This window comes from Vibrio sp. 10N.222.55.B11 (genome assembly GCF_041473705.1).
GTDB lineage: Bacteria > Pseudomonadota > Gammaproteobacteria > Enterobacterales > Vibrionaceae > Vibrio > Vibrio crassostreae_C.
This window is the reverse complement of sequence record NZ_JBFRST010000009.1, coordinates 20,272-39,121: the sequence shown is the minus strand read 5'-3', so window position 1 is coordinate 39,121 and position 18,850 is coordinate 20,272. Positions and strand designations below refer to the sequence as shown.

The window sequence follows — 18,850 nt, the reverse complement described above, 5'->3', positions numbered from 1 at the left end:
CTTTGTTCTCTTTATAACCGCTTATTAAACAGCGGCATGCATTAATGGGTGGGGTTATTTTTCAGAGCCTGACTCAGAAGCGTTGTTGTCTGATTGCGCGTCACCATCGGGAGATGGCTCTGAGTCTTCTTTTGGCTCATCCGCAATCACCAAACCAACGCTATCTTCGACGCGTGGGTATTCCCCTTTTTTCGTTAGGTCAACATGAATCGTTACTTCACCGTCACTAACAGGAGTGATTAGTCCTGATTTTTCATCGACGGTGGCCACGGCTTCATCACTAGAGGTGTACTTTACGATTTGCTCGTAAGGGTTATTGAGAACAAGATTCAAACCACCGCTTTGCACATCAACGCCAAGCTCTGAGTACACAACCGGTGAGTCATCTACTTTACGAAAACCGACAGGCTCAAGCTTTAAGTTATCGTCTGAATTATTTTCTACATCCGCTTTTAACTTTGCTTCCACAATCGGTTGACCTAATTGATGGTAAGCCTCCCCTTCACGCTTTAAGAGCTGAAGCTTCGCGATGGCTTGCTCAATCAAATCGTTACGGCGTGAATGGTGCAGAAGTGTGCGTGGGTGAGCGCCCATTTGAACAAAGGCATTCGACGCGTCACGCAGCGCTTTGGAAAACACACCATCTTGTTTGGCTTTTTGTTGCTCTAGAGGACTCATAACCAGGCACCTTCTGCAAAGAGTTGAACGCAAGACAGCGTAAATTCATTAGACGCAGTGAGCGCTGAATCATCCGCAAGCACCACACGGTCGCGAAGGTACGCGCCAAGGCGAAGTACTGAAACAGACCCATCACCTTTCATTTGTTTGGTGGTGACTACCCCTAGCGTCACTTGAGTGACGGTAAGATTGCCAGCGCCATCATCTTGAACGGTGATCAACGGGGAGCCGTCCCAACGCCCAGTGATCATGCCATCAGTGATCACCACGGCATGACCAGGCTCTAAATCGGTGATGCCATTAACCCTCATTTGTTGGATGACGTTGCCACCGGTATAACTGCCGACAATGGCGGGTGCGCCCTTAATGGTGGTTTTCATTCCAAATTCCATTACCAACCCTCCGGATCAAAGTTATCTTTTTGAGCCGAGCCTGTATCCGCTAGCTCTAAGTTCTGAGTTAATTTATCCCAGGCCGATGGTGTTGCCGGAGCCGTTTTCTTCTCAGGCATAGCACTTAGCATGCCTTTCAATTGGCTGTAACGATTGCCATCACCAGAGGCGCAAAGCTCGATAGCGGACGCACCTTCAATCATGACTTTCACACTCTTGCGAAGCTCGTCGCTCATTTCACGCGAGTCCGCTAGCTCGGTTAGTGTTTCCTTACGATCGCCTGCCAACGTTTCTTGCATCGCAGTAACCGCACCGTTTGATTTATCGTCATCGGTCTTAGTCGGGTCTACACCTTTGCTTTGATCACCTTCTTTTTTAATGGGCGGCGTATTGGGTTTAATCCCCATACCGTCAAGCTGCTCTTTGACGACGTCGCCAAGCAGCGTTTTGAGTTCGTCTTTCTTCATGGTTATTCCTGTTTCATTGTCATCAGAGCCAGGTTGAGTACCGACATCTGCACTGAGATAGATAGCGTCATCACAAAAATCGCTATCGCTGAGATCCACCACATCACGGGTTTTCGTGTCCGCCGCCGGAGGAAGCTGCCCCAAGAAGGCAAGATGGTGCATGTACCACTCACCTTCTTTATCCGGTACTGGATGGATGCCAGCACTGAAGCCTTCAAACTTGCCCGAATCTTCCAGTGTTTCCATCTCGGGGGTGTAAATCACCTCACCCACAAGGACGGTTTTTCCGCTTTTATCGCCACTGCCGGCTTCTGTTCTGAGGTTGGACGCTCGCCCCAACGCGGCAATCTGATCGCTGCCTTTGGTTGGGTGACCTGGGGTCACGGGAGGGCGGGCATCCGATTTATAATGACGAACCACCGATTCGAGCTGCGCTTTCGTGACGGGCTGACCATTTTTTTGAATGCCATCCGCCACAATTTCCAACTTACGAATTCGCATATCGACTCCTTATAAGGTCACGGTGATACCAAATTGCCCTGGTGCATCCGGCGGGTATTTCGCACCGGTTTGCATGTCGAGCATGAATACGCGTCCAGAGGTATTGCTGATCTCAATAAAATGCACAGCAATGTTGGCGGTGTACGGCGAACCTTCATTGTTATAACCAGGAACCGGTGGATTTTTCACAAACCCATGAATACGAGTAATACCCGCATCAATAATCTTGGTCCCTGTTTCGGAATCCAGCATGCGTACTTGTCCCGTTAGGCGCAGCTTGATCCACCCATCGTTATTGGTCAGCTGAGCCACATCGCCAAGCGCCACCGATTGAAACTCCACCGTTGCCGTTGGGGCTTCGTACTTGCCGGTTGGCACTTCGACATCACCCAGCCCACCTAAGCCGCCCACCGTGGCCATCTTGCGCTGTAGGTCGCTGCTGGCGTTTTTTACGCGTCCGACGTATTGGGTTTCATTAATGAACGCCATCTGGTCACGCCAGACCACACTTTTCTCTGCCATGACTTACCTCATGCAATCAGTTTGTTAAAGGCGCTTTCTAACCCTTCAACGTAAATTTCAGCTTCAAATTCCACACTCTGCATAGGCACAGGCGGTGTCATTCGATAGCGGTACTTAATTTTGCCTTGCATCAGATTGGTGAGCGGGTTGTCACCGGCATCAATTGACACATTGCTGTACACCAATGCGGTGCCTTCTTTCGAGCGAAGATAATCGTTCACCGTATCTTTCACGCGGCCACAGGTCGTATTAGCAATGTCCGTTGGGCTGGTGAACATCGGAAAGTCTAAGAACTGACGAGTGGCGTCCTCAATGCTTTCTTCTAGGATGTCGGCTGTGCGGCGAACTGAAATAAATGACAGGTAATCGCTCTTGGTTGGGAACGCGGTGGAGTAGTTACCAAAGTTCTTCCAACCGCCATGGTTCATCAGCGTGGCAATGCCGTTCACGTTTAAGTAGTTCACATCACACGATGGATCGCTTGGGATGTAATCGAGCTCAATGGAAGGGCCAATCACATCGGCCATGACGTAGTTTGATGGCGAGCACCAGTAACCGGTTTCCGGCACAATGTTCTGCTCGGTTTGGTTGCGGTCTACCTGAGCAAGGAGGCCACACAGACTTGGCGCGTACCAATCAACCACCGTTGCGCCGTCGGTATCTAATACTTTTGGACGTGGCCAGCCGACATACGCTCGTTGTGAGGTGTACTTTTTCTTCCAAGCGTACGCCTCAGTGGCTGTTGAAATATGCTCTGGCATATCTCCCACCCAAATGCCGCGGATAGTACTGACCGCTGCCACAGCGAGTCCCATTGCGCCATCCTTGTGTAAAATGCCTGGAGCCATGTTGATTTTGGATGAAAAGCCGTAGCTCTGTTTCGCTTTACGCAGTAGCGGCAGTGCTTCCATGAATTTAGCCAACAGCGCATCGGTGACACGGGAAACGGTCAGTACATAAGTGAGCTCAATGCCAGCAACATCCCCCACATTAATGGTCATATCGTTGTCATTGGTGTAGCTGACGTTGCTCTTGGGTGCGAGCTTCACGGCGACCACCGTTTGACCTTCTGAAAGTGGTGTGATCGTGCCATCACTACTATCAACCAAGGCAATGGCTTCATCATCAATCGACCAAACAGCAGTTTGCTCATACGTATTGGTTAACGCGTTCGGCTGAGAGTCTGCGCCTAAGAACGCTGTCGCAACAGAATCACCCAGCGTCGCTGGACTCATGGTCTTGCCTGCGTTTGGATTGGTTTGTGCGACCGTCACGCCATAGACATGGGCCTCATCTACGTCATTCTCACCATCATTAAAGGTGACCAAGGCGGTGATGTTAGCAATACCGGCTTTCACAGGCGTTACCACGCCCGTATTAGCATCCACGGTCGCAATGAGATCATTGTCCGAGCTGTACGCAATGCGACAAGTGTGAGGGTTTAAAATCGTGACAGGTAAGCTTGCGCCATCATCAATATAAATAGAGACACTGGATGTGCTCATCGTGACGCCAGAGACCGCTGGCGTTTCAACGTCAGGGAAGTCGCTGTCCTTACCTAAAGGGATTGATAGAATGGAGTTGCTTGGTACATAGTGGTGAACGCGACGAATGGCATTGGCGAGCGAGCCTTCACCGAAGGCCTTCTTCGCGTCATCGTAATTGGTGGTGTGGTAGAGCTTTAATGGCTCTGCCAACTCAGAGGTGCCAAACACACCAATCACACTGGACGACACTTCGATGACCGAAATGGGACCTGTGAGCGATTCGATGGTTCGGATGCCGTGAAGTAATTCGGCCATGGATACTGTCTCCTGTTCATCAGTGGAGTCAGTATCTGAGATTATTGGAGGATAATTTCCGTTCGGCAGGCTTAAGCGTTAGTAAAATCGAACACGTCACTTTGCCCCGTGGCGAGGATTTGGCAAGAAAGCTTAATGCCAATAATGCCCTGTGGCAAATCGGTTTGAGTGACCACAATACTGTCGAGTTTGACTCGAGGCTCATACTTAGCCACCGATTCAGCAATGGACACTTTCAACCCTTGCACTTCCCATTGAGGCTTATCAATGTACTCCAATGCATCCGCTGCGTAATCCGGCATATAAATCCGTTCGCCTTTGCCGGTGTACACAATCATAAAAAGTGACTGCTTGATATCGGCCACCAAATCGGTGTTTCGTCCGCTTCCTGCAAATTTGAGTGAGTAGGTCATGCGTACCCCGTTTGAATTCGTTTGAAATCCGGTTTGAATGAGTTTGAATAAAATTATTTGAACATTCACACCCGATAGAAATTAAGCGCCCTCAGAATCGCTCTGAGGGCGTTTTGTCATTTATTGGTTTGCGGTGGACGTTGGTCTGCCTTCTGCGTCATTGTGTTTATGGCTAATCACGGCGACTGTGACACCATTGATGGTCACCGAGCCTTTCATGGTGGCACCGCTGTTCATCACGGCTGCCCCCCCCGTTGTACTACCATATCCTGCGGCCCCGACGAGTCCGGTAAATGTTGCTGTCATATCCCCCGTCAGCGCTTTGGTAATATGGGTTTGACCATTGAGTAAAATGGTCGGTGCATTGACGGTGTATTTAGGGCTATCAATGGTTACACCGGACTCGTTTACGATGAGAGCAGGTTCGTTACCTTTAATTTTTAATACGCCCGTTGCGCTACTTTGGTCATATTCCAAAAGTGTGCCGTCTTTAAACCGGACACCAAACTTATCAACATTCGCGATATAGGGCTTTGCTGATTTGTTCGCCATCGAGCCAAGCACAAAACCAGACATCATTGAACCGCTAGGAATGAACAGACACAGCACTTGCTCACCAGGCTCAAGGTTGCACGAAATGCTCACGTTCTTACTACGAAAGCCCAGCACAGGCAACCAATCTGACTCAGGGTAACGTAGACCAGGGAAAGTCACCTTTACGCGCCTTAGCTCGGCATCCACTTTGCTCACTTTGCCAATACACACCAGCTTGCGCAGCATGGAGAGCACATCGCTGAGTTTCGTTTTCATTTCTGCGAGTTTGTTGAACATAGAGACTCCTAACGCATCATTCGTCGCAAAGCACCACCACCAAAGCGTGAGAGCGCTTTCGCGGCGCTACTGATTGACTTGGGCGTTTGTGGTGTTGCGCCGCCCACAAAACCAGACTCGAATCCACTGATGGCCATCTCCACCGCATCGGGCCCATCATCATGGCCACGAGGGAACTCTAAAAACATTTGACGAAGCAGCGTCTGAGTCTCTAAGAATTGGATAAGTCCGTTCTCTACCTGTGACGAGAGCGACTTGATACGCACTTGCTTATTGCCCCCTTTGAACTCACGAACTGGAAGGCGCACGCCTTTCTTCTTGGCGTAACGCATCACTTCTTTTTTGTAAATCTTCTGGAACGCAACGGTTTCGAACATCACAAAGGACGGCCTGTGTTGTAGAAACACATCCACAATGCGTTGGGCAAACTTAAGGTCAGACTCTTTCCAGCCTTTGGCAAACAACACATGATCCACCATGGTAATTTTGTGTCGAGCCACCACGGCAATAAAGGACCAGTCACCTTTTTTAAGGCCCGTAGCAGGGTCAATCGCCATACCAATGGTGCAATCTCGAAGATCTAATTCATAAGGTTTGAAGTAGACAAACCACTCTTCCTTAAAGTCGGCCTCTTCATCGGCGATAGGACGGTTCATCCATTCCGTCCACCAAGCACTGCCTGACGCGATACGTTTATTGTCTAACTCTTGCAAACTCCAACGTGCTGGAAATAAGGAATGCCCCGACGGGGTAATGGCACTGAAGCGCAGCCCCAACCAGTTAGGCAAACGGCCATCTTCAATTTGTTTAAGGAGACGTGACGGTAAATCGTCTGGGTGCATGATGGTGTTGGCGATGATGGTCAGCGCCCCTTTGCCCAGATTCATAATAACGCGTTTGAACCAGCGCTCCGCCTGACGACGCAGTGTCGGCGATTCCACCTCTTTGTCATCGAGCAAGTCATCACAGATAATGTGAGTCGGACGTTGGTACTTGTTTTTAATACCACGCAGCCGCTGCCCACGACCGACCGCCACAATGGAAGAGCCATTGGCCAGTTTGATTTTGCGTTTAGTCCAGGTGTTACCTCGCTGCTCCCCATAATCATCCAGAATCAGTTCGTTATCTTCTAAGTCATCTTTGATGGCGTCCATCATCTCTTTGGCGCTATCGGCAGACGCACCACAAATCACAATGAATGAACCAGGATGATTAAGCGCCAGCCATAAAGGCATGGCCTGAGTATTACGGGTGGTTTTACCGTGATCGCGTGGTTCGATATCGAGAATGCCCTCATACTGACCACGCTTGCCGTTTTCAAGCGCAAGGGGCTGTTTGATAAAACCGTGGTCGCGCGGGTCAATGAGCGCTTTGAACAGCGCTTCGTCTTGATGATTCAAATTTCGATTGGCGGCCAAGCGAGTCAGTGCGAGCTGGTATTCACTGAACTCAAGTGTGAACGCATCCGGCATATAGGTCTGACAGAAATATGCAAAGTCACGTTTAGATTTGGCACGGCGCTTTCGACGCGCCTTTTCTTCTTTTTCTTTTCGGGCTAAATCACGCCGCGCTTGGGCTTGGGTCTTCTTCGTGGCGCATTTGTCCTCAGCGGCGATATGCGCACTGTCTCGAATATTCTCTAAATCCGCATCGGACAATCCACCAAAGAGGCCGCTCATCGACGGCCTCGTTTCGTTTTTTGGTCGACACGAATTTTCTGAATGATGCTGACCAACTCAAGCAAGAGCTCGGGGCGCGTCTCTTTGAGTATATCGGTAAGCTGACTTTCAAACTCGGCCTTTGCCGCATCGACCCCTTTACGAAACTCAACTTTCAATCGGTCAAGGTTCACCTGTGCATCCGATAGTCGCGCTAACAAGTTGGCCAGCTTGTTCGGATCTTTAAATGACTCAGGACCAAACTCCAATTCACGCAATACTTTGAACATGTAGCGCTGCATGATTTGTAAGTTCAGCTCTGAGATATCGGTGTTGGGGCTGTCTTTGAATTCCTTTAGAAAGACCTCTGCCTGCTCTTGAACCAGACGCTGCTCTTCAATCAACTCCTGATTACTACGAAGCACACGATGCACTGACGAACGTGAAATATCAAAGCCGTCTTCTTTGAGCGCCTCCGCGATATCGTCCAGCTTCATTTTGTCCACGGTGTACATCTCAATGACGCGCTCAAGCAGCCCGTGCAATTCCACCTTTGAGCGTGGGGCCATGGGGTTTCCTTCTTATTGTTCTCGTGAGCGTGCAGCTTATCCCCCGAAGGGTTGATTAACTTCCGTTCGGCAGATGGCCGCTAAATAAAAGGCAGAATTTAAGCCTGGTTCAAACACCGTTCAATGGAGCGTATCAGCGATGAAAGGTTTTCTTGATGCATTGCATAACACCACCAAAGCGATTGAGGGTCTGCCAGAGACGTTGGCTCCCTTTGGTTTGCAGTGTGTGCGCAACAACATGAAAAACGGCACGTTTAAACCCAATGCTCCGCTGACCAAAAACACCAAGAACGCAGGGGCTAACCCCCTGTTTGATACAGGTGAAACCTACGCCTCATTGACGTACAAGGCTGGCAAAGAGGAATACCGCATAGGCACCAACAAAGCCCATGCGCCACTGATTAACAATGGCGGCGTGATCAAAGCGAAGAAAGCCAAACAGCTCGCCATACCGGTCAACAAGCAGGTAAAGAAACGCTCCGAGGTGTATGGGGTGCGTAAAACCTTGGAAGGATTAGAGCTTCAAGGCTGGAAGATTTTCTACCGTCCTCATTCCATCATGGGACGAGCACCCTTGGGGGGTAAGGCTTTTGGTCAAAAGGTGAAGACTAAAGCCAACCGAAACAACAAAGGCGCAGAGAAAGGCGTGTTCTATGTGCTGTACATCCGAACGCCGCAAATCAAAGTCTCCAGTCGTGAGTTCATGTATTTAAGTCCCGAGCAGCAACAAGCGCAGCAAGAAATGGCATTAGAGCAGTTAAAGGCAGCAATCCAATGAAAGTGATTCGAACATTAGAGAAAACACTGGAAACCTCACTTGGCATGCAAGCGGTGATTGAGCCCTCCAATGCGGTGGCCAGAAAAGAAGTGCGTGTGATGTTCAATGGTATCCGCGCGTTGAATCGGCTGGCACTGACGACACAAGCCTCGTTCGCGGCTTATGAAATGCTCCTTGATGTGGTGATTTCAGCCAGGGTCAGCGGCGGGAACACGCAGTGTTTTTTATCTAGTCAGCAGATACAACTCAACCTGCGCATGACCGATTATCTCACCCATGACCTGATTATTTTAAAAGACATTGGTGAAGACTTGCCTGCTGGCTTTGGTGAATTCTGTGAGCGGCTGACGGTCGTGGGCGATGCAGAGATTTCCGATGCTCGAAAAACATCATCCGGCTGGAGTGAGCCAAAACAAGACGATGACTTTGACCCCAAAGACGATCTCTTTACTTGGCGCGAAGATTGGCAAGCCACATTGGTGCTCACCGTACACAAACATTTTACCAACCCTGATGTGACTGAGATCACCGCCAAGAGCCTTCTCACGGGTAAGAGTCACACCATCAGTGATGAGGAATCATAGATGACAGAACAAACAACGAATTATTCCCAGTGGGGCGGCTTTGGTGATTTAGTCTTTAAGGGGCGCTTCACGCCAAACAAAATCAGCGACTCGCGCACTTTTAAGATCAACAAACAAGACCTCATTAACGGTTATCCCGCGCACCAGAATATGGGTGAAGATGAGCACACCGCCTTATTGGATCTGACCTTTAATAATCACTTTGTCGACATCACAAAGATGACCAAGCGGCTCGAATTAATGGGCGAAAATGGCGTGCCTCGCGCTTTGGTCGTGGGCTCAGTGGTGCATGGGCAGTTTTGTATTCGTAAAATCACCCGCACCAATATTCAAACGCTGCCTAGTGGCGTGGTGACCAGTGTGGACTATCAACTGGACATCGTGGAAGTGCGTTCATGAATACCTTAATTGCACGCCAGAGCGAGCGCTGGGAGCAGATTTGTTATCGCGCCTATAGCGTCACCAATCAAACCTTAGTCGATGCGCTATTTGATGCCAACCGTGAGCTGACCCGAGCCATGACCAGCTTTACCTTTAGCGGAGGGGAAACCGTCAACATCCCTGCGGTGAAAGTGGTGAACACAGTCACTGTGGAGACGCCACCATGGGCATAACCGCAACAGGGCTTATCCGTCCATTCGCCATTTTGCACTGGGCGGGAAAGGATGTGACCGCTGAGCTCAGTCGCTATGTCAAGTCCATGACCTATACCGATGTGATGGAAAGCAAACAAACCGGTACAGATACCTTGTCTCTCACTTTGTTTAACAAAGACCGCCGTTTTTGTCAGGCCTGGTATCCCACCAAAGGGGACACCTTAACGCCAGGCATTGGCTGGTTAGATGAAAGCGGTCAGCGTCACGAGTGGTTGTGGGGAGAGTTCAGTATTGATGAAGTGTCCTTCAAGATTGGGCCTGATGATGTGATGGTCGGTGCAAACGCCAAACCGCCCACCATCAAGCGAGGTTTTATCGACAATCAGCAGTGCTTGGTACAAGAGAATGTCACGTTTGAGCGCGTTGCACAGTCTTGGGCAAAAGAGAGCGGCCTATCGTTTATCAAAGCGCCTGATACGCCTGACTTTCAATTTGCTCGCATTGAGCAGCGAGATGAAACCACCCCCGCATTCTTAACTCGATTGTCAGAGCAAACCAGTGTGCCGATGGCCATCAAAGGCAAGAACCTTGTGATGGGCAACTTTAAAGACGACGTGATTCAAATTGACACCTTAAACCGAGACATTCTCACCGCTCTCAATTTACCCGATAGCGCTCGTTCAAAGTACGTAGCGGTCGAAGTCAATGGTTATGACCAGCAAGCCCAGCAGCTTTTTAGCTATCGTGCAGGGGATGCCACCGCGACGGGCGATCGAGTGAAGATGCTGCACAACATCGACAACGTGAAATCCATGGCAGACGCCAGAGCTTACGCCGAGTCCTATTTACAAAACGGCGCAGACGGGAAACAAGGCGCGAAAGGACGCATGTCAGTGACCAATATCATGTTAACCACCGCACATTTGATTGAATTTTTAAACTTTGGCAACGTGCCAAACCGCTGGAAACCCACCACCGTGACGACCTCCATTAGTGGACGTTCGTGGACCGCCAGCGCGCAACTAGCAAGAGCGAACTGATATGACCAATCGATTCCCTAATATCCCAGAGCCGCAACTGGTCGAGGTGAATTATAACGCCGACCTTGTCAGCCTCAAGCAGCGTTACCAACTAGGCACAGGGCACTATCCTGGCATCAACGACCCAGAAACGTTTCATCTTGAGCAAATCGCGTATGAGAAGAACGAGCTCAAAGCGCTCATTAACTATGAAAGCAAACAGAACTTGCTGCCGTTTGCAGAAAAAGAGCGTTTAGACAACCTTGGACTGCTCACTGAAACCGAACGGTTGCCCGCCTCAAAGGCCCGTACGGTAATGGCTTTTACCTTTACCCCTCATACTGGCTTTGTCATTGCTAAGGGCTATCAAGTGATTGCCGTGGATAACCAAACTCTGTTTGAAACATTGGAAGAGGTGGTGGTCAGTGCGGGCACACAGAGCATTCAGACGAGCGTAGAGTGCATCGAAACTGGCCTTCAGGGAAATGGCTTTTTAGCCGGACAAATCCATCAAGCTGTTACGCCATTGGATGCCCTTGAACGTGTGGCCAATACTGAGACCACACAAGGTGGCTCTGAGATTGAGGGTGATGATGATTTTGCCTATCGAATCTATATTTCGCCGTCAAAGTTCAGTGTGGCTGGGCCGTACGAGGCGTATGAGTACTTTGCTCGCTCAAGCAGTTCATCAATTAAGAACGTGTCGGTTTGGACTCCGGCCCCGAATGAAATTGAAATCAGTGCCATTTTGCAAGATGGCTCGCTTCCTAACCAAGCCATCAAAGACTTGATTAAGTCAGAGTGCTCAGGGGATAAGCGAGTGCCTATGGGGGATTTGGTGCGCGTGGTGGATGCAACGGATGTCAGGGCAACGGCCAGCTTTCACCTGCAGATCTTCAGTGACTACGCCTCATTGGCTGAGTCCATTCAAATGACGGCAAAAACCAACATTGAAGCCGTCATTAATACGTGGAAGACGCAGCACGGACGCGACATAGTGCCTGCAGCCTTAACGTCGCTGGCCCAACGTATTGAAGGGGTGTACCTAGCTAAAGGGGCGGTGACTGGCAGCGATGGTCAAGTCATTACAGAGACGAAACCGGTGACCCAAAAACAAAGGCCGCTTATCACCCTAACGGCCGTCACCTTTGAGGTCATCACTGAAAGCAGTCAACAAACATTTGAATAACCACAATAAGAGAGAAAAAGCCAATGAGTGAAACGGGAATGAAAGCCATCTTGATGTCCCTAACAGACTTAGCGGGTCTAAAGAAAGTCGGCACGTCTGTCATGGCCACGATCGTCAGTTTTGGCGTCAATGATATCGCACAACTTGTTGCGGTTACGGTGGGCATTATCTCGGGTTGTATGGCCATTCGACATTATGCGGTGGCCACTCAGCTCAATAAAGCCAAGTTGGCGCGCCTGAAATCCGATCATGGCACCCAAATGGAGTCGGAGGAAAGCTCATGAGTTTGAAAACTAAAGCAACGAAAGCCTTGGTGTGCTCTATCATGGCCGTATTGGCCATCGTGTTTAATATCGACGACGCATTGAGTGTCAGTGAACGTGGTCTGCGTCATATTGCGAATGAAGAAGGTTGCCGCGCTCAAGCCTACCAATGCAGTGCCAATACTTGGACTCTCGGTCTTGGGCATACCCAAGGGGTGAAGCAAGGTGACACGGCAACGAATGAGCAAATCGCCCATGACTTTGTTAAGGATGTGGCCAGTGCTGAGAGCGTGGTGAAGCAGCATATCACACGAACGCCGAGCCAAGCGGAATACGACATGATGGTGAGTTTTGTGTTCAACCTCGGCGCGGGCAACTTTGCTCGTTCGACCTTACTCAAGACATTTAATCAAGGAGACCATCGCGCGGCCTGCTTGCAATATCCGCGTTGGGTCTATGTTAATAAGAAAGACTGCCGTATTAAAGGCAGTGGTTGCGAAGGTATCCCCAAACGGCGAGATAAAGAGATGGCGATTTGTTTGAACGGATGGCAATAACATGGGTGTTCTAAGCCAGCTCAAACGCACGGCTTTCTGGTTAGGCTGCGCGATACTCATCGTAAGTTTATTGGTGAACTACAAGCTCTTCCAGTACACCAGTGAGCTAAAGGCCAGTAACCAAGTGCTAGGCGAGACCATTACCAGCCAGGAAACCACCAACCACTTACTGGCTGATCGCATCACCTCATTAACCACCCAAAGGCGTGAAGCGCAGAAAATCGCGGACGAGGCGTCGAGTCGAGAGCGCAAGGCTCGACATCAGCTAAAAACACGAGTCGAAGAATTGGAAAAGGAGCTTGAACATGAAATATGCGCCGCTGAGCCTATCGCTTATCCTGCTAGCTGGGTGTCAGGATACTAAGATTGTCACTCAGTATGAATACCAAGATATTATCCAATCACCACCTGTGGGTGACTTGGTGGAGTGTGAGCGGCCGTTTGACCAAAAGCCGCTAACTTATGGCGAAGCGGCCAGCCGTGATGCTGTCTGGCTTACGTACTTTCGATTGTGCGCCTGTAAGATAGAGCGCAATCGAACGTTCTACGGTTACACCAATAAAAACAACGCTTGCTCCAAACTGGATGCAAGCGCCATTCAAACTCTTTCATCACCGTCCACTACCCAAACAGACTGAGCTGCTCCTTAGGTTTGCCATTAGCGGTTTCGCCTTTATCTTTGACAAACACAAACCAAGTTTGCAGTTTGGAGGCAAAGAAATAGCCATCTCGCACGTGGTTGCGCTGGGTGCGAGTGCAGCTATTAAACACCTCATAGGCTGGAAGCATACGGATCGGTTTCGATGGCATGATAATTACTCCTTCTCCATAGGTACTCAGCCAGCTCTTTAGGGGTGTACCAATTACGAATACCCAAATCACTTTTGATGATCGCTTTATCAATCTGATTGAGGGTAGCCTGAAACTCGATAGCTGCGATGCGGTTATCTGGATACATCTCCAGTAAGAGCGCCTCGAGCTCTTCTTGAGTCCGAGGGTTAAGCACCTCATAGCGAGGCTCGGCCCGAAACTTTACTCGCCTCGACATGATGCCTCCCAGCGTTCCAGTCCCACAATCACGGCACGTATCGTGTCACGAGTGAGCCAGCGAGCACGTTCGACTTTCACTGTGCGCTTTACAAAGCTATCCAATGCAGGGTCATCCAACCCTTGCCAGCCCATTGACTTTGCCAAAGCCGCAAGTTTAGCCCACTGTTTACTGGATGGTTGGTAGGCTGAGCTGCCACCCAAGCGTTTTTTAAACTTGAGCGAGTCCTCTAAATAGCCTTGCTGCTTTAATTCTTCTACCAGCTGGCGTAATGCACCATCACTCAAGTTCTTACAGCTTGTTTGACCCGTTTGAATACCTAAATAGTTGCGATACTCATCGTCATCATAAAATCCCAGACGATCATTCAGCAGCGCTTTCACGCCCTTGTGCACCAAACCATAGTAAGCATGACGATTTATCTTCATTTTCATAGCGCCTCCTCAATGGGTAAGGTGAAAGATTTGCCGAGCCAATTCTTGTTGGCGACACGAAGCAGCAAAGCCGCAAAAAACTCGGATTTTTCTTTGGCGGAGAAGCCAGCGTCTCGACGCAGCGTATCAAACAAATCCACACTGTAGGCATCGAGGATGAATTTACGCTCGACTCGACCTAGCGCCTTGTTGCGCATGCGACTATCGCGGGTTCTATCGGCCTGAGATTTGGGGTTATCGACTTTAGGTCGCCCGATACGAGCGGAAGCAATGACCATAAACGTTACTCACTCACAATAAGTTATTGTTCATAGTTTATGCATCTGGAAGCGTTTGTAAGAAAAAGTTGGCGTTAGTTAACGAAATATAGCTGAAGGAGAATAAGGAATGGTACAAACATGGCTGGATTTAGTTCATGCAGTTCATGCAGTGTGATTTTTAACTCAAAAATGCCCCGTTATGATTTAGATCTTTTACCCATTCATATTTTGTTCATCTGAGTTTGCCCTACTCGAAATTATCCGATTGAGTTGATAACTTAGCGTTCCCGCTTTTAGGCGACATTTTGTATGTCTGATCTCCACTCAGTGCATTAACCTATTGATTGCTAATTGAAACGATATGACTAAGAGTGCATTATGTAAGAGTGAAATATGACAATTTGTCGGCTAATAAGCTTTAGAGATCTGGAGGAAAAATGAGTTTAGAGGAATATGGAAAAGTACTGACCAATTGGGTTGTTGAAAAAACTCAGGCTCTTCTAGCAGGCGAAACGTCAAAAGATAATAAAACTGATTACTTTCCTATGCTCTTTGATGGTTATAAGGAAGTGTTTAACTCTTTTGAAGCTATGAAGTTTTCACTAACTCTTTTGGAATCAGAGTTCCCGATATCTGAAAATATCAGAAAGGAAAAATACTTAGAGTATGTAATTCATGCATTTTATAATGATAGTTATGTACTTAAAGAGTTGCTTAAGGGCTATACAAATAGAATTCAAAAAGTCTACGTTAAGGCTCTTCCAAATGAACCTATAAAATCGAGCCTTGAACCAGTTTTTGATGCTTTATCTAACGATATAAAGCCACTGATGGACATTCGTAACTCCCATGTACATCAAGAAAGGTTTCAGGGAGGTGGTATAAGTCAGTTGTCGGAGTTGGCGTTTGCTGCTCAGTTTAATGATTCGTTTTCCAAGGAAAATGAAGAAGCATTTCAAGTAATGTTAAGTGGATGGATTGGTTATTTCAGGGTTATTATTGAGGTGTATAGTGAGTTGTTGAATGAGTGTATGGAGAATATTTCGGAAGTTGTACTAGAAAACGGTGTGGTAAGAGAGCCCTAGCAATAAATTTAAGAGTGATTCACCATGCTTAGCATCTGTCACTTCAAGAAAATTTAGTGTTAATGACGCAATGGTTTAAGTAAGGTTTTAGGTCTAATAGTAAGGATATATCGATGAGTGAAACAGTACTTATCTCAGTTGTTGGTGTTTTGGGTACACTGCTTGGTGTCGCTGTCACATCATTGGTATCTGTTTACAGTAATTTAAAAACAAAGCAGTTAGAGGCTAAAAATAGTTTTATTATGACCAGACTTCAATCGAAAGAAGCTACCTACAACGAGTTTATCGCTGAACTGCATTATCGTTCACTCACTACTTTTTATGGACAAAAAACCGAGAAGGATCGACTTCCTCGGTTAATGGATCTTGCTTCTAAAATACAAATGTATTCAGAAGAACTCGGGCAATGTGCTGAGGAGTTGGTTGAACTTATTTATTCAATGGAACAATTTGGTACATATGGCTCAAAGTATATGGAACGTGGAGTTAATTTTGCTGCAAAGCGAAATGAATTTATTCTCCTTTGCCGTAGCGACATTGATTATTCATATACTCACTTGACAACGACCTAACAAGATATTTGTCATCAATAGCTAATTTAGCTTTTCTACAGACATTATAAATCAAGAGCTCTAACTCAGACCGTCCCATTATTGACTGGGATTTTTACTCATTCACACCTTTTTATGGGCTTTACAATGCTATAAGTTATTAGTTTTCCTTAAGTTGCTATACCGTAGTTGCTGCGATATGGTAAGGGATAAACCTTGATTTCATTAGTATATTTTTGATCTTTTTACTAGTTCGGGGGCATATGACTCTTTCTACTTCTTTAGCTTCTGTTTGCTTAGTTTTACTGGGTTTACTTTTTGGGTTTAACATTCAGATTAGTGCATCATTTAATTCATTCTTAACCTCGATTGGCACTGTATTATCTGGATTAGGCGCTGCCTTTGCCGCCTTCTACTCGTATAAATCATCTCTTCAATGGAAATCAGAGTTCAATCACTCCACTTTATATGAATATTTAAACGAGCTAGAAAGATTACTTATAAAGTTTACATCTAATATTAGTGAAAATTTAAATGACGAAAGTCTTGATGTTATGACTGCATTTAGGGCTCCAACTAACTCTTCATCAGAAGTTAGAGAACAGTATCAGCTTGTTTACGCAAGAATCGAAGAATTGATTGATGAAGAACAATTGGTTCATCTCGAACAGCTTAATCTCTCAAAGCTGACATTTTCTTTAACACAACCTTTTATAGATTATACAATAAAGAGAAAAGCGCTCTTTCAGTACTTACAAGATAATGAAGACAGACTCGAATCTGCTGATTATGATGATCCTTTAGTTCAAAAGTATGTCTCATCTATAGATGAGAAGATGGAGCAGGCTTTACAGTACCATCTCTACATTGAAAAGATATGTTCAGAAGCTAAAAGTAGCTTAAAAATGATTCGTAAATCCCTGTCACATTGATTCATCTGTACTAATCAATCAATGTCCACTTACCTGCCATATCAGCCTCTCTAGATAATGTCATTTCAAGCGTGGAGTGCTATCGAGGCTGGTAAACTTCATAAGGTAATAGTGAGTGAAGGTCATTCTATCAAACATTACTTTTAGTTTTGTTACATAATCATATAGTGGCATAATTATGAGCAATCCTTTCACTCATCAATAATGGATATTAGATTGCTATATACCGCAAAGGAAAAGTTAGCCTCTTCTTTTAGAAGCCTTAAATTCAATTTTTGGTCCACGCTTTTGGGCTGGATTTGGAGAGGGGGTTTATGTTTGTTTAAAGTGCTAATAGTCTTGATGGCACACCCGATCTTCACTTTTATTATTGTGTTCATGCAGTTGATATTGGGAGCCTTGTTGGGTGCGCAGTTTGGTTCTACGTTTCAAAGTACTTCAGTTAACAGCTCCGGTCTCTGGAATTTGCTTCAAGACCTTTGGACTAATCTAACTCCGCCAGTTCAAGGTATAGCAATTGGTGTTGTTGTTTTGTCCTTGATTAAGGGGTTTGCAGATGCAGTTCAGTCATTTAGTGAAAAACGCACAGATAAACAACGTATAGAACAAGAGCATTTGGTTCCATCAGGGCAGTATTTTGTCACCACCTATGCTGATACTGTGAGAGACGTTCTAAATGATAGGTATCTAATTGATAGTAAAGACAAAGAACCGTTAGATGTTATTCGTGACAGCCTTACCCAAGTGCGAAAGTTGGCTTCAGAGTATGAAGATTTATCTAAAGACACCATCAGTATTAACTTGATGCTATCAATGAGAACCGACGAGTCAGAAGAGCATGTGGCAAAGAACTGGGAAGACATTTATATGTTTTTTGATGGTGCTAGTGCAAAAGCTGCATGTGCGCAAATCGACGGTGTATTAATACCAATAGCTGTAGCCCACAAAACAGACACCAATCTATATGTAGGGCAAGGTCGAATAAATAAAAACCCACTTCTGCTTCCTATCGTTGAAGGTAATGACTCCAAAACTAAAACACAACAGCGAGTCATAGGGGCACCTACAGCATTTTCAACAAACCATCAGCAATACTATCCCAATTTTCTGCATAGCGTTGAAGATTGGTTATTCAGAGAGCAAAAGAGATATATCAACAACGAACAAGCGGAACTACTCTATAAGTACTATGTTGACGATGGGTCTGCGCGTTCATTGCTTTCTATACCTATCAGTTCAGTTTATGAAAAGGTAGACGAACATGAAGCTGAACTAGAAGGTAAGACAACCACCTTGGTTATGAATATTTATGCTAGACACGAGAATTTACTTCGAGGAAACCCCACTGTTTTCATTGGATTAGCGCAACCTTTATTAGACACGATTTCCTATGCTCTTGATAAATGGATGCTAAATGTTAATGCAATGCAGACAGATTCTGAAGAAGAGAGCGCTGCGTCTGGAAACGAACCGGAAGATGAGGCAAAAACTGAAGGTAATGACTCTGATTTGGCTTTGACGTATACTTCATAGTGAGAATTGGGAGAACAATAATGTCAGAAACAAAAACGAGCGAAAAAACCGTGACCGTGATGGTGGTGAAGAATGACGGTTCTTCAACTATAAAGCGTTTAGCTTGTTCCAGTACAAGCAAACGTTCTTCTCGTTTACGTAAAAAACCATCTAAGGCTTTGAGCAAGGCAGTTTTTGGCTAGAGTCGC

Annotated in this window: 27 protein-coding genes; 15 read left to right on the top strand and 12 right to left on the bottom strand. The window is 46.8% G+C overall.

All coding sequences use genetic code 11. The annotated features are described in order from the left end of the window. Nucleotides 1-54: 54 nt before the first annotated feature. The 9 genes from AB4503_RS05295 to AB4503_RS05255 all read right to left on the bottom strand — a co-directional run bounded on the left by AB4503_RS05295 (nucleotide 55) and on the right by AB4503_RS05255 (nucleotide 7,833). Nucleotides 55-678, bottom strand: a complete 624-nt coding sequence (locus AB4503_RS05295) for an Ig domain-containing protein (RefSeq protein WP_372113857.1) — start codon at nucleotides 676-678, stop codon at nucleotides 55-57. After that, nucleotides 675-1,058 carry a hypothetical protein gene (locus AB4503_RS05290; protein WP_136984534.1) on the bottom strand — a complete coding sequence of 128 codons (384 nt, stop codon included), beginning with the start codon at nucleotides 1,056-1,058 and terminating at the stop codon, nucleotides 675-677. The genes AB4503_RS05295 and AB4503_RS05290 overlap by 4 nt, the downstream gene beginning before the upstream one ends. Nucleotides 1,059-1,069: 11 nt before the next feature. Further along, on the bottom strand, nucleotides 1,070-2,038 hold the full coding sequence (locus AB4503_RS05285; RefSeq protein ID WP_372113855.1) for a hypothetical protein: 969 nt from the start codon (nucleotides 2,036-2,038) through the stop codon (nucleotides 1,070-1,072). 9 nt (nucleotides 2,039-2,047) lie between these two features. Then, nucleotides 2,048-2,560 carry a phage major tail tube protein gene (locus AB4503_RS05280; protein ID WP_372107195.1) on the bottom strand — a complete coding sequence of 171 codons (513 nt, stop codon included), beginning with the start codon at nucleotides 2,558-2,560 and terminating at the stop codon, nucleotides 2,048-2,050. Between the two features lie 8 nt (nucleotides 2,561-2,568). After that, nucleotides 2,569-4,362 (bottom strand): Ig-like domain-containing protein, encoded by a 1,794-nt coding sequence (locus AB4503_RS05275; RefSeq protein WP_136984533.1) that lies wholly within the window; start codon nucleotides 4,360-4,362, stop codon nucleotides 2,569-2,571. 71 nt (nucleotides 4,363-4,433) lie between these two features. Beyond that, nucleotides 4,434-4,775, bottom strand: a complete 342-nt coding sequence (locus tag AB4503_RS05270; RefSeq protein WP_048615433.1) for a GPW/gp25 family protein — start codon at nucleotides 4,773-4,775, stop codon at nucleotides 4,434-4,436. Nucleotides 4,776-4,895: 120 nt separating this feature from the next. After that, entirely contained in the window at nucleotides 4,896-5,606 is a 711-nt protein-coding gene (locus AB4503_RS05265) for a phage baseplate assembly protein V (protein WP_372107193.1), read from the bottom strand. A gap of 8 nt (nucleotides 5,607-5,614) precedes the next feature. Further along, a complete protein-coding gene (gene terL / locus AB4503_RS05260; RefSeq protein ID WP_229647024.1) occupies nucleotides 5,615-7,078 on the bottom strand; it encodes a phage terminase large subunit in 1,464 nt (487 codons plus the stop codon). A gap of 203 nt (nucleotides 7,079-7,281) precedes the next feature. Continuing rightward, a complete protein-coding gene (locus tag AB4503_RS05255) occupies nucleotides 7,282-7,833 on the bottom strand; it encodes a phage protein Gp27 family protein (RefSeq protein WP_048666296.1) in 552 nt (183 codons plus the stop codon). Between the two features lie 139 nt (nucleotides 7,834-7,972). Here AB4503_RS05255 and AB4503_RS05250 point away from each other — a divergent pair, with 139 nt between their 5' ends. The 10 genes from AB4503_RS05250 to AB4503_RS05205 all read left to right on the top strand — a co-directional run bounded on the left by AB4503_RS05250 (nucleotide 7,973) and on the right by AB4503_RS05205 (nucleotide 13,457). Beyond that, nucleotides 7,973-8,611 (top strand): hypothetical protein, encoded by a 639-nt coding sequence (locus AB4503_RS05250; protein ID WP_229647025.1) that lies wholly within the window; start codon nucleotides 7,973-7,975, stop codon nucleotides 8,609-8,611. Next, a complete protein-coding gene (locus AB4503_RS05245) occupies nucleotides 8,608-9,195 on the top strand; it encodes a hypothetical protein (RefSeq protein WP_372107190.1) in 588 nt (195 codons plus the stop codon). Before AB4503_RS05250 ends, AB4503_RS05245 begins: the two co-directional genes overlap by 4 nt. Next, complete coding sequence (locus AB4503_RS05240; RefSeq protein ID WP_132982795.1) at nucleotides 9,196-9,594, top strand: phage tail protein; 399 nt, start codon at nucleotides 9,196-9,198, stop codon at nucleotides 9,592-9,594. Beyond that, nucleotides 9,591-9,809, top strand: coding sequence for a tail protein X (locus AB4503_RS05235; protein WP_048666292.1), 219 nt, complete (start codon nucleotides 9,591-9,593; stop codon nucleotides 9,807-9,809). The genes AB4503_RS05240 and AB4503_RS05235 overlap by 4 nt, the downstream gene beginning before the upstream one ends. Next, a complete protein-coding gene (locus AB4503_RS05230; RefSeq protein WP_048666291.1) occupies nucleotides 9,800-10,831 on the top strand; it encodes a phage late control D family protein in 1,032 nt (343 codons plus the stop codon). Before AB4503_RS05235 ends, AB4503_RS05230 begins: the two co-directional genes overlap by 10 nt. 1 nt (nucleotide 10,832) lies before the next feature. Continuing rightward, nucleotides 10,833-11,999: a baseplate J/gp47 family protein gene (locus AB4503_RS05225; RefSeq protein ID WP_136984528.1), complete on the top strand. Its 1,167-nt coding sequence runs from the start codon at nucleotides 10,833-10,835 to the stop codon at nucleotides 11,997-11,999. 53 nt (nucleotides 12,000-12,052) lie between these two features. After that, nucleotides 12,053-12,283: a hypothetical protein gene (locus tag AB4503_RS05220; RefSeq protein WP_311764700.1), complete on the top strand. Its 231-nt coding sequence runs from the start codon at nucleotides 12,053-12,055 to the stop codon at nucleotides 12,281-12,283. Then, entirely contained in the window at nucleotides 12,280-12,819 is a 540-nt protein-coding gene (locus AB4503_RS05215) for a lysozyme (RefSeq protein WP_048666288.1), read from the top strand. Before AB4503_RS05220 ends, AB4503_RS05215 begins: the two co-directional genes overlap by 4 nt. A gap of 73 nt (nucleotides 12,820-12,892) precedes the next feature. Continuing rightward, the gene (locus tag AB4503_RS05210; RefSeq protein ID WP_372113852.1) at nucleotides 12,893-13,183 is read left to right on the top strand and encodes a hypothetical protein; all 291 of its coding nucleotides are present in this window, start codon (nucleotides 12,893-12,895) and stop codon (nucleotides 13,181-13,183) included. After that, nucleotides 13,125-13,457: a hypothetical protein gene (locus AB4503_RS05205; protein WP_372113850.1), complete on the top strand. Its 333-nt coding sequence runs from the start codon at nucleotides 13,125-13,127 to the stop codon at nucleotides 13,455-13,457. Before AB4503_RS05210 ends, AB4503_RS05205 begins: the two co-directional genes overlap by 59 nt. A gap of 134 nt (nucleotides 13,458-13,591) precedes the next feature. On the opposite strand, the gene AB4503_RS05200 is transcribed toward AB4503_RS05205, so the two are convergent. Genes AB4503_RS05200 through AB4503_RS05190 form a run of 3 tightly spaced genes read right to left on the bottom strand, consistent with a single transcriptional unit; the run spans nucleotide 13,592 to nucleotide 14,579 of the window. Then, nucleotides 13,592-13,867: a hypothetical protein gene (locus tag AB4503_RS05200; protein ID WP_057620491.1), complete on the bottom strand. Its 276-nt coding sequence runs from the start codon at nucleotides 13,865-13,867 to the stop codon at nucleotides 13,592-13,594. Beyond that, nucleotides 13,852-14,301 carry a regulatory protein GemA gene (locus AB4503_RS05195; RefSeq protein WP_372113849.1) on the bottom strand — a complete coding sequence of 150 codons (450 nt, stop codon included), beginning with the start codon at nucleotides 14,299-14,301 and terminating at the stop codon, nucleotides 13,852-13,854. Before AB4503_RS05195 ends, AB4503_RS05200 begins: the two co-directional genes overlap by 16 nt. Next, nucleotides 14,298-14,579 carry a hypothetical protein gene (locus tag AB4503_RS05190; RefSeq protein ID WP_372113847.1) on the bottom strand — a complete coding sequence of 94 codons (282 nt, stop codon included), beginning with the start codon at nucleotides 14,577-14,579 and terminating at the stop codon, nucleotides 14,298-14,300. The genes AB4503_RS05195 and AB4503_RS05190 overlap by 4 nt, the downstream gene beginning before the upstream one ends. A gap of 419 nt (nucleotides 14,580-14,998) precedes the next feature. On the opposite strand from AB4503_RS05190, the gene AB4503_RS05185 reads away from it, so the two are divergent. From AB4503_RS05185 to AB4503_RS05165, 5 genes are all read left to right on the top strand, one after another. Beyond that, nucleotides 14,999-15,646: a hypothetical protein gene (locus AB4503_RS05185; protein WP_372113846.1), complete on the top strand. Its 648-nt coding sequence runs from the start codon at nucleotides 14,999-15,001 to the stop codon at nucleotides 15,644-15,646. Nucleotides 15,647-15,759: 113 nt separating this feature from the next. Next, nucleotides 15,760-16,218, top strand: a complete 459-nt coding sequence (locus AB4503_RS05180; RefSeq protein WP_372113844.1) for a hypothetical protein — start codon at nucleotides 15,760-15,762, stop codon at nucleotides 16,216-16,218. Nucleotides 16,219-16,460: 242 nt separating this feature from the next. After that, entirely contained in the window at nucleotides 16,461-17,129 is a 669-nt protein-coding gene (locus AB4503_RS05175; protein WP_372113842.1) for a hypothetical protein, read from the top strand. Nucleotides 17,130-17,447: 318 nt separating this feature from the next. After that, nucleotides 17,448-18,662 (top strand): hypothetical protein, encoded by a 1,215-nt coding sequence (locus AB4503_RS05170; protein WP_372113840.1) that lies wholly within the window; start codon nucleotides 17,448-17,450, stop codon nucleotides 18,660-18,662. Between the two features lie 20 nt (nucleotides 18,663-18,682). Further along, nucleotides 18,683-18,844: a hypothetical protein gene (locus AB4503_RS05165; RefSeq protein WP_372113838.1), complete on the top strand. Its 162-nt coding sequence runs from the start codon at nucleotides 18,683-18,685 to the stop codon at nucleotides 18,842-18,844. Nucleotides 18,845-18,850 lie beyond the last annotated feature (6 nt).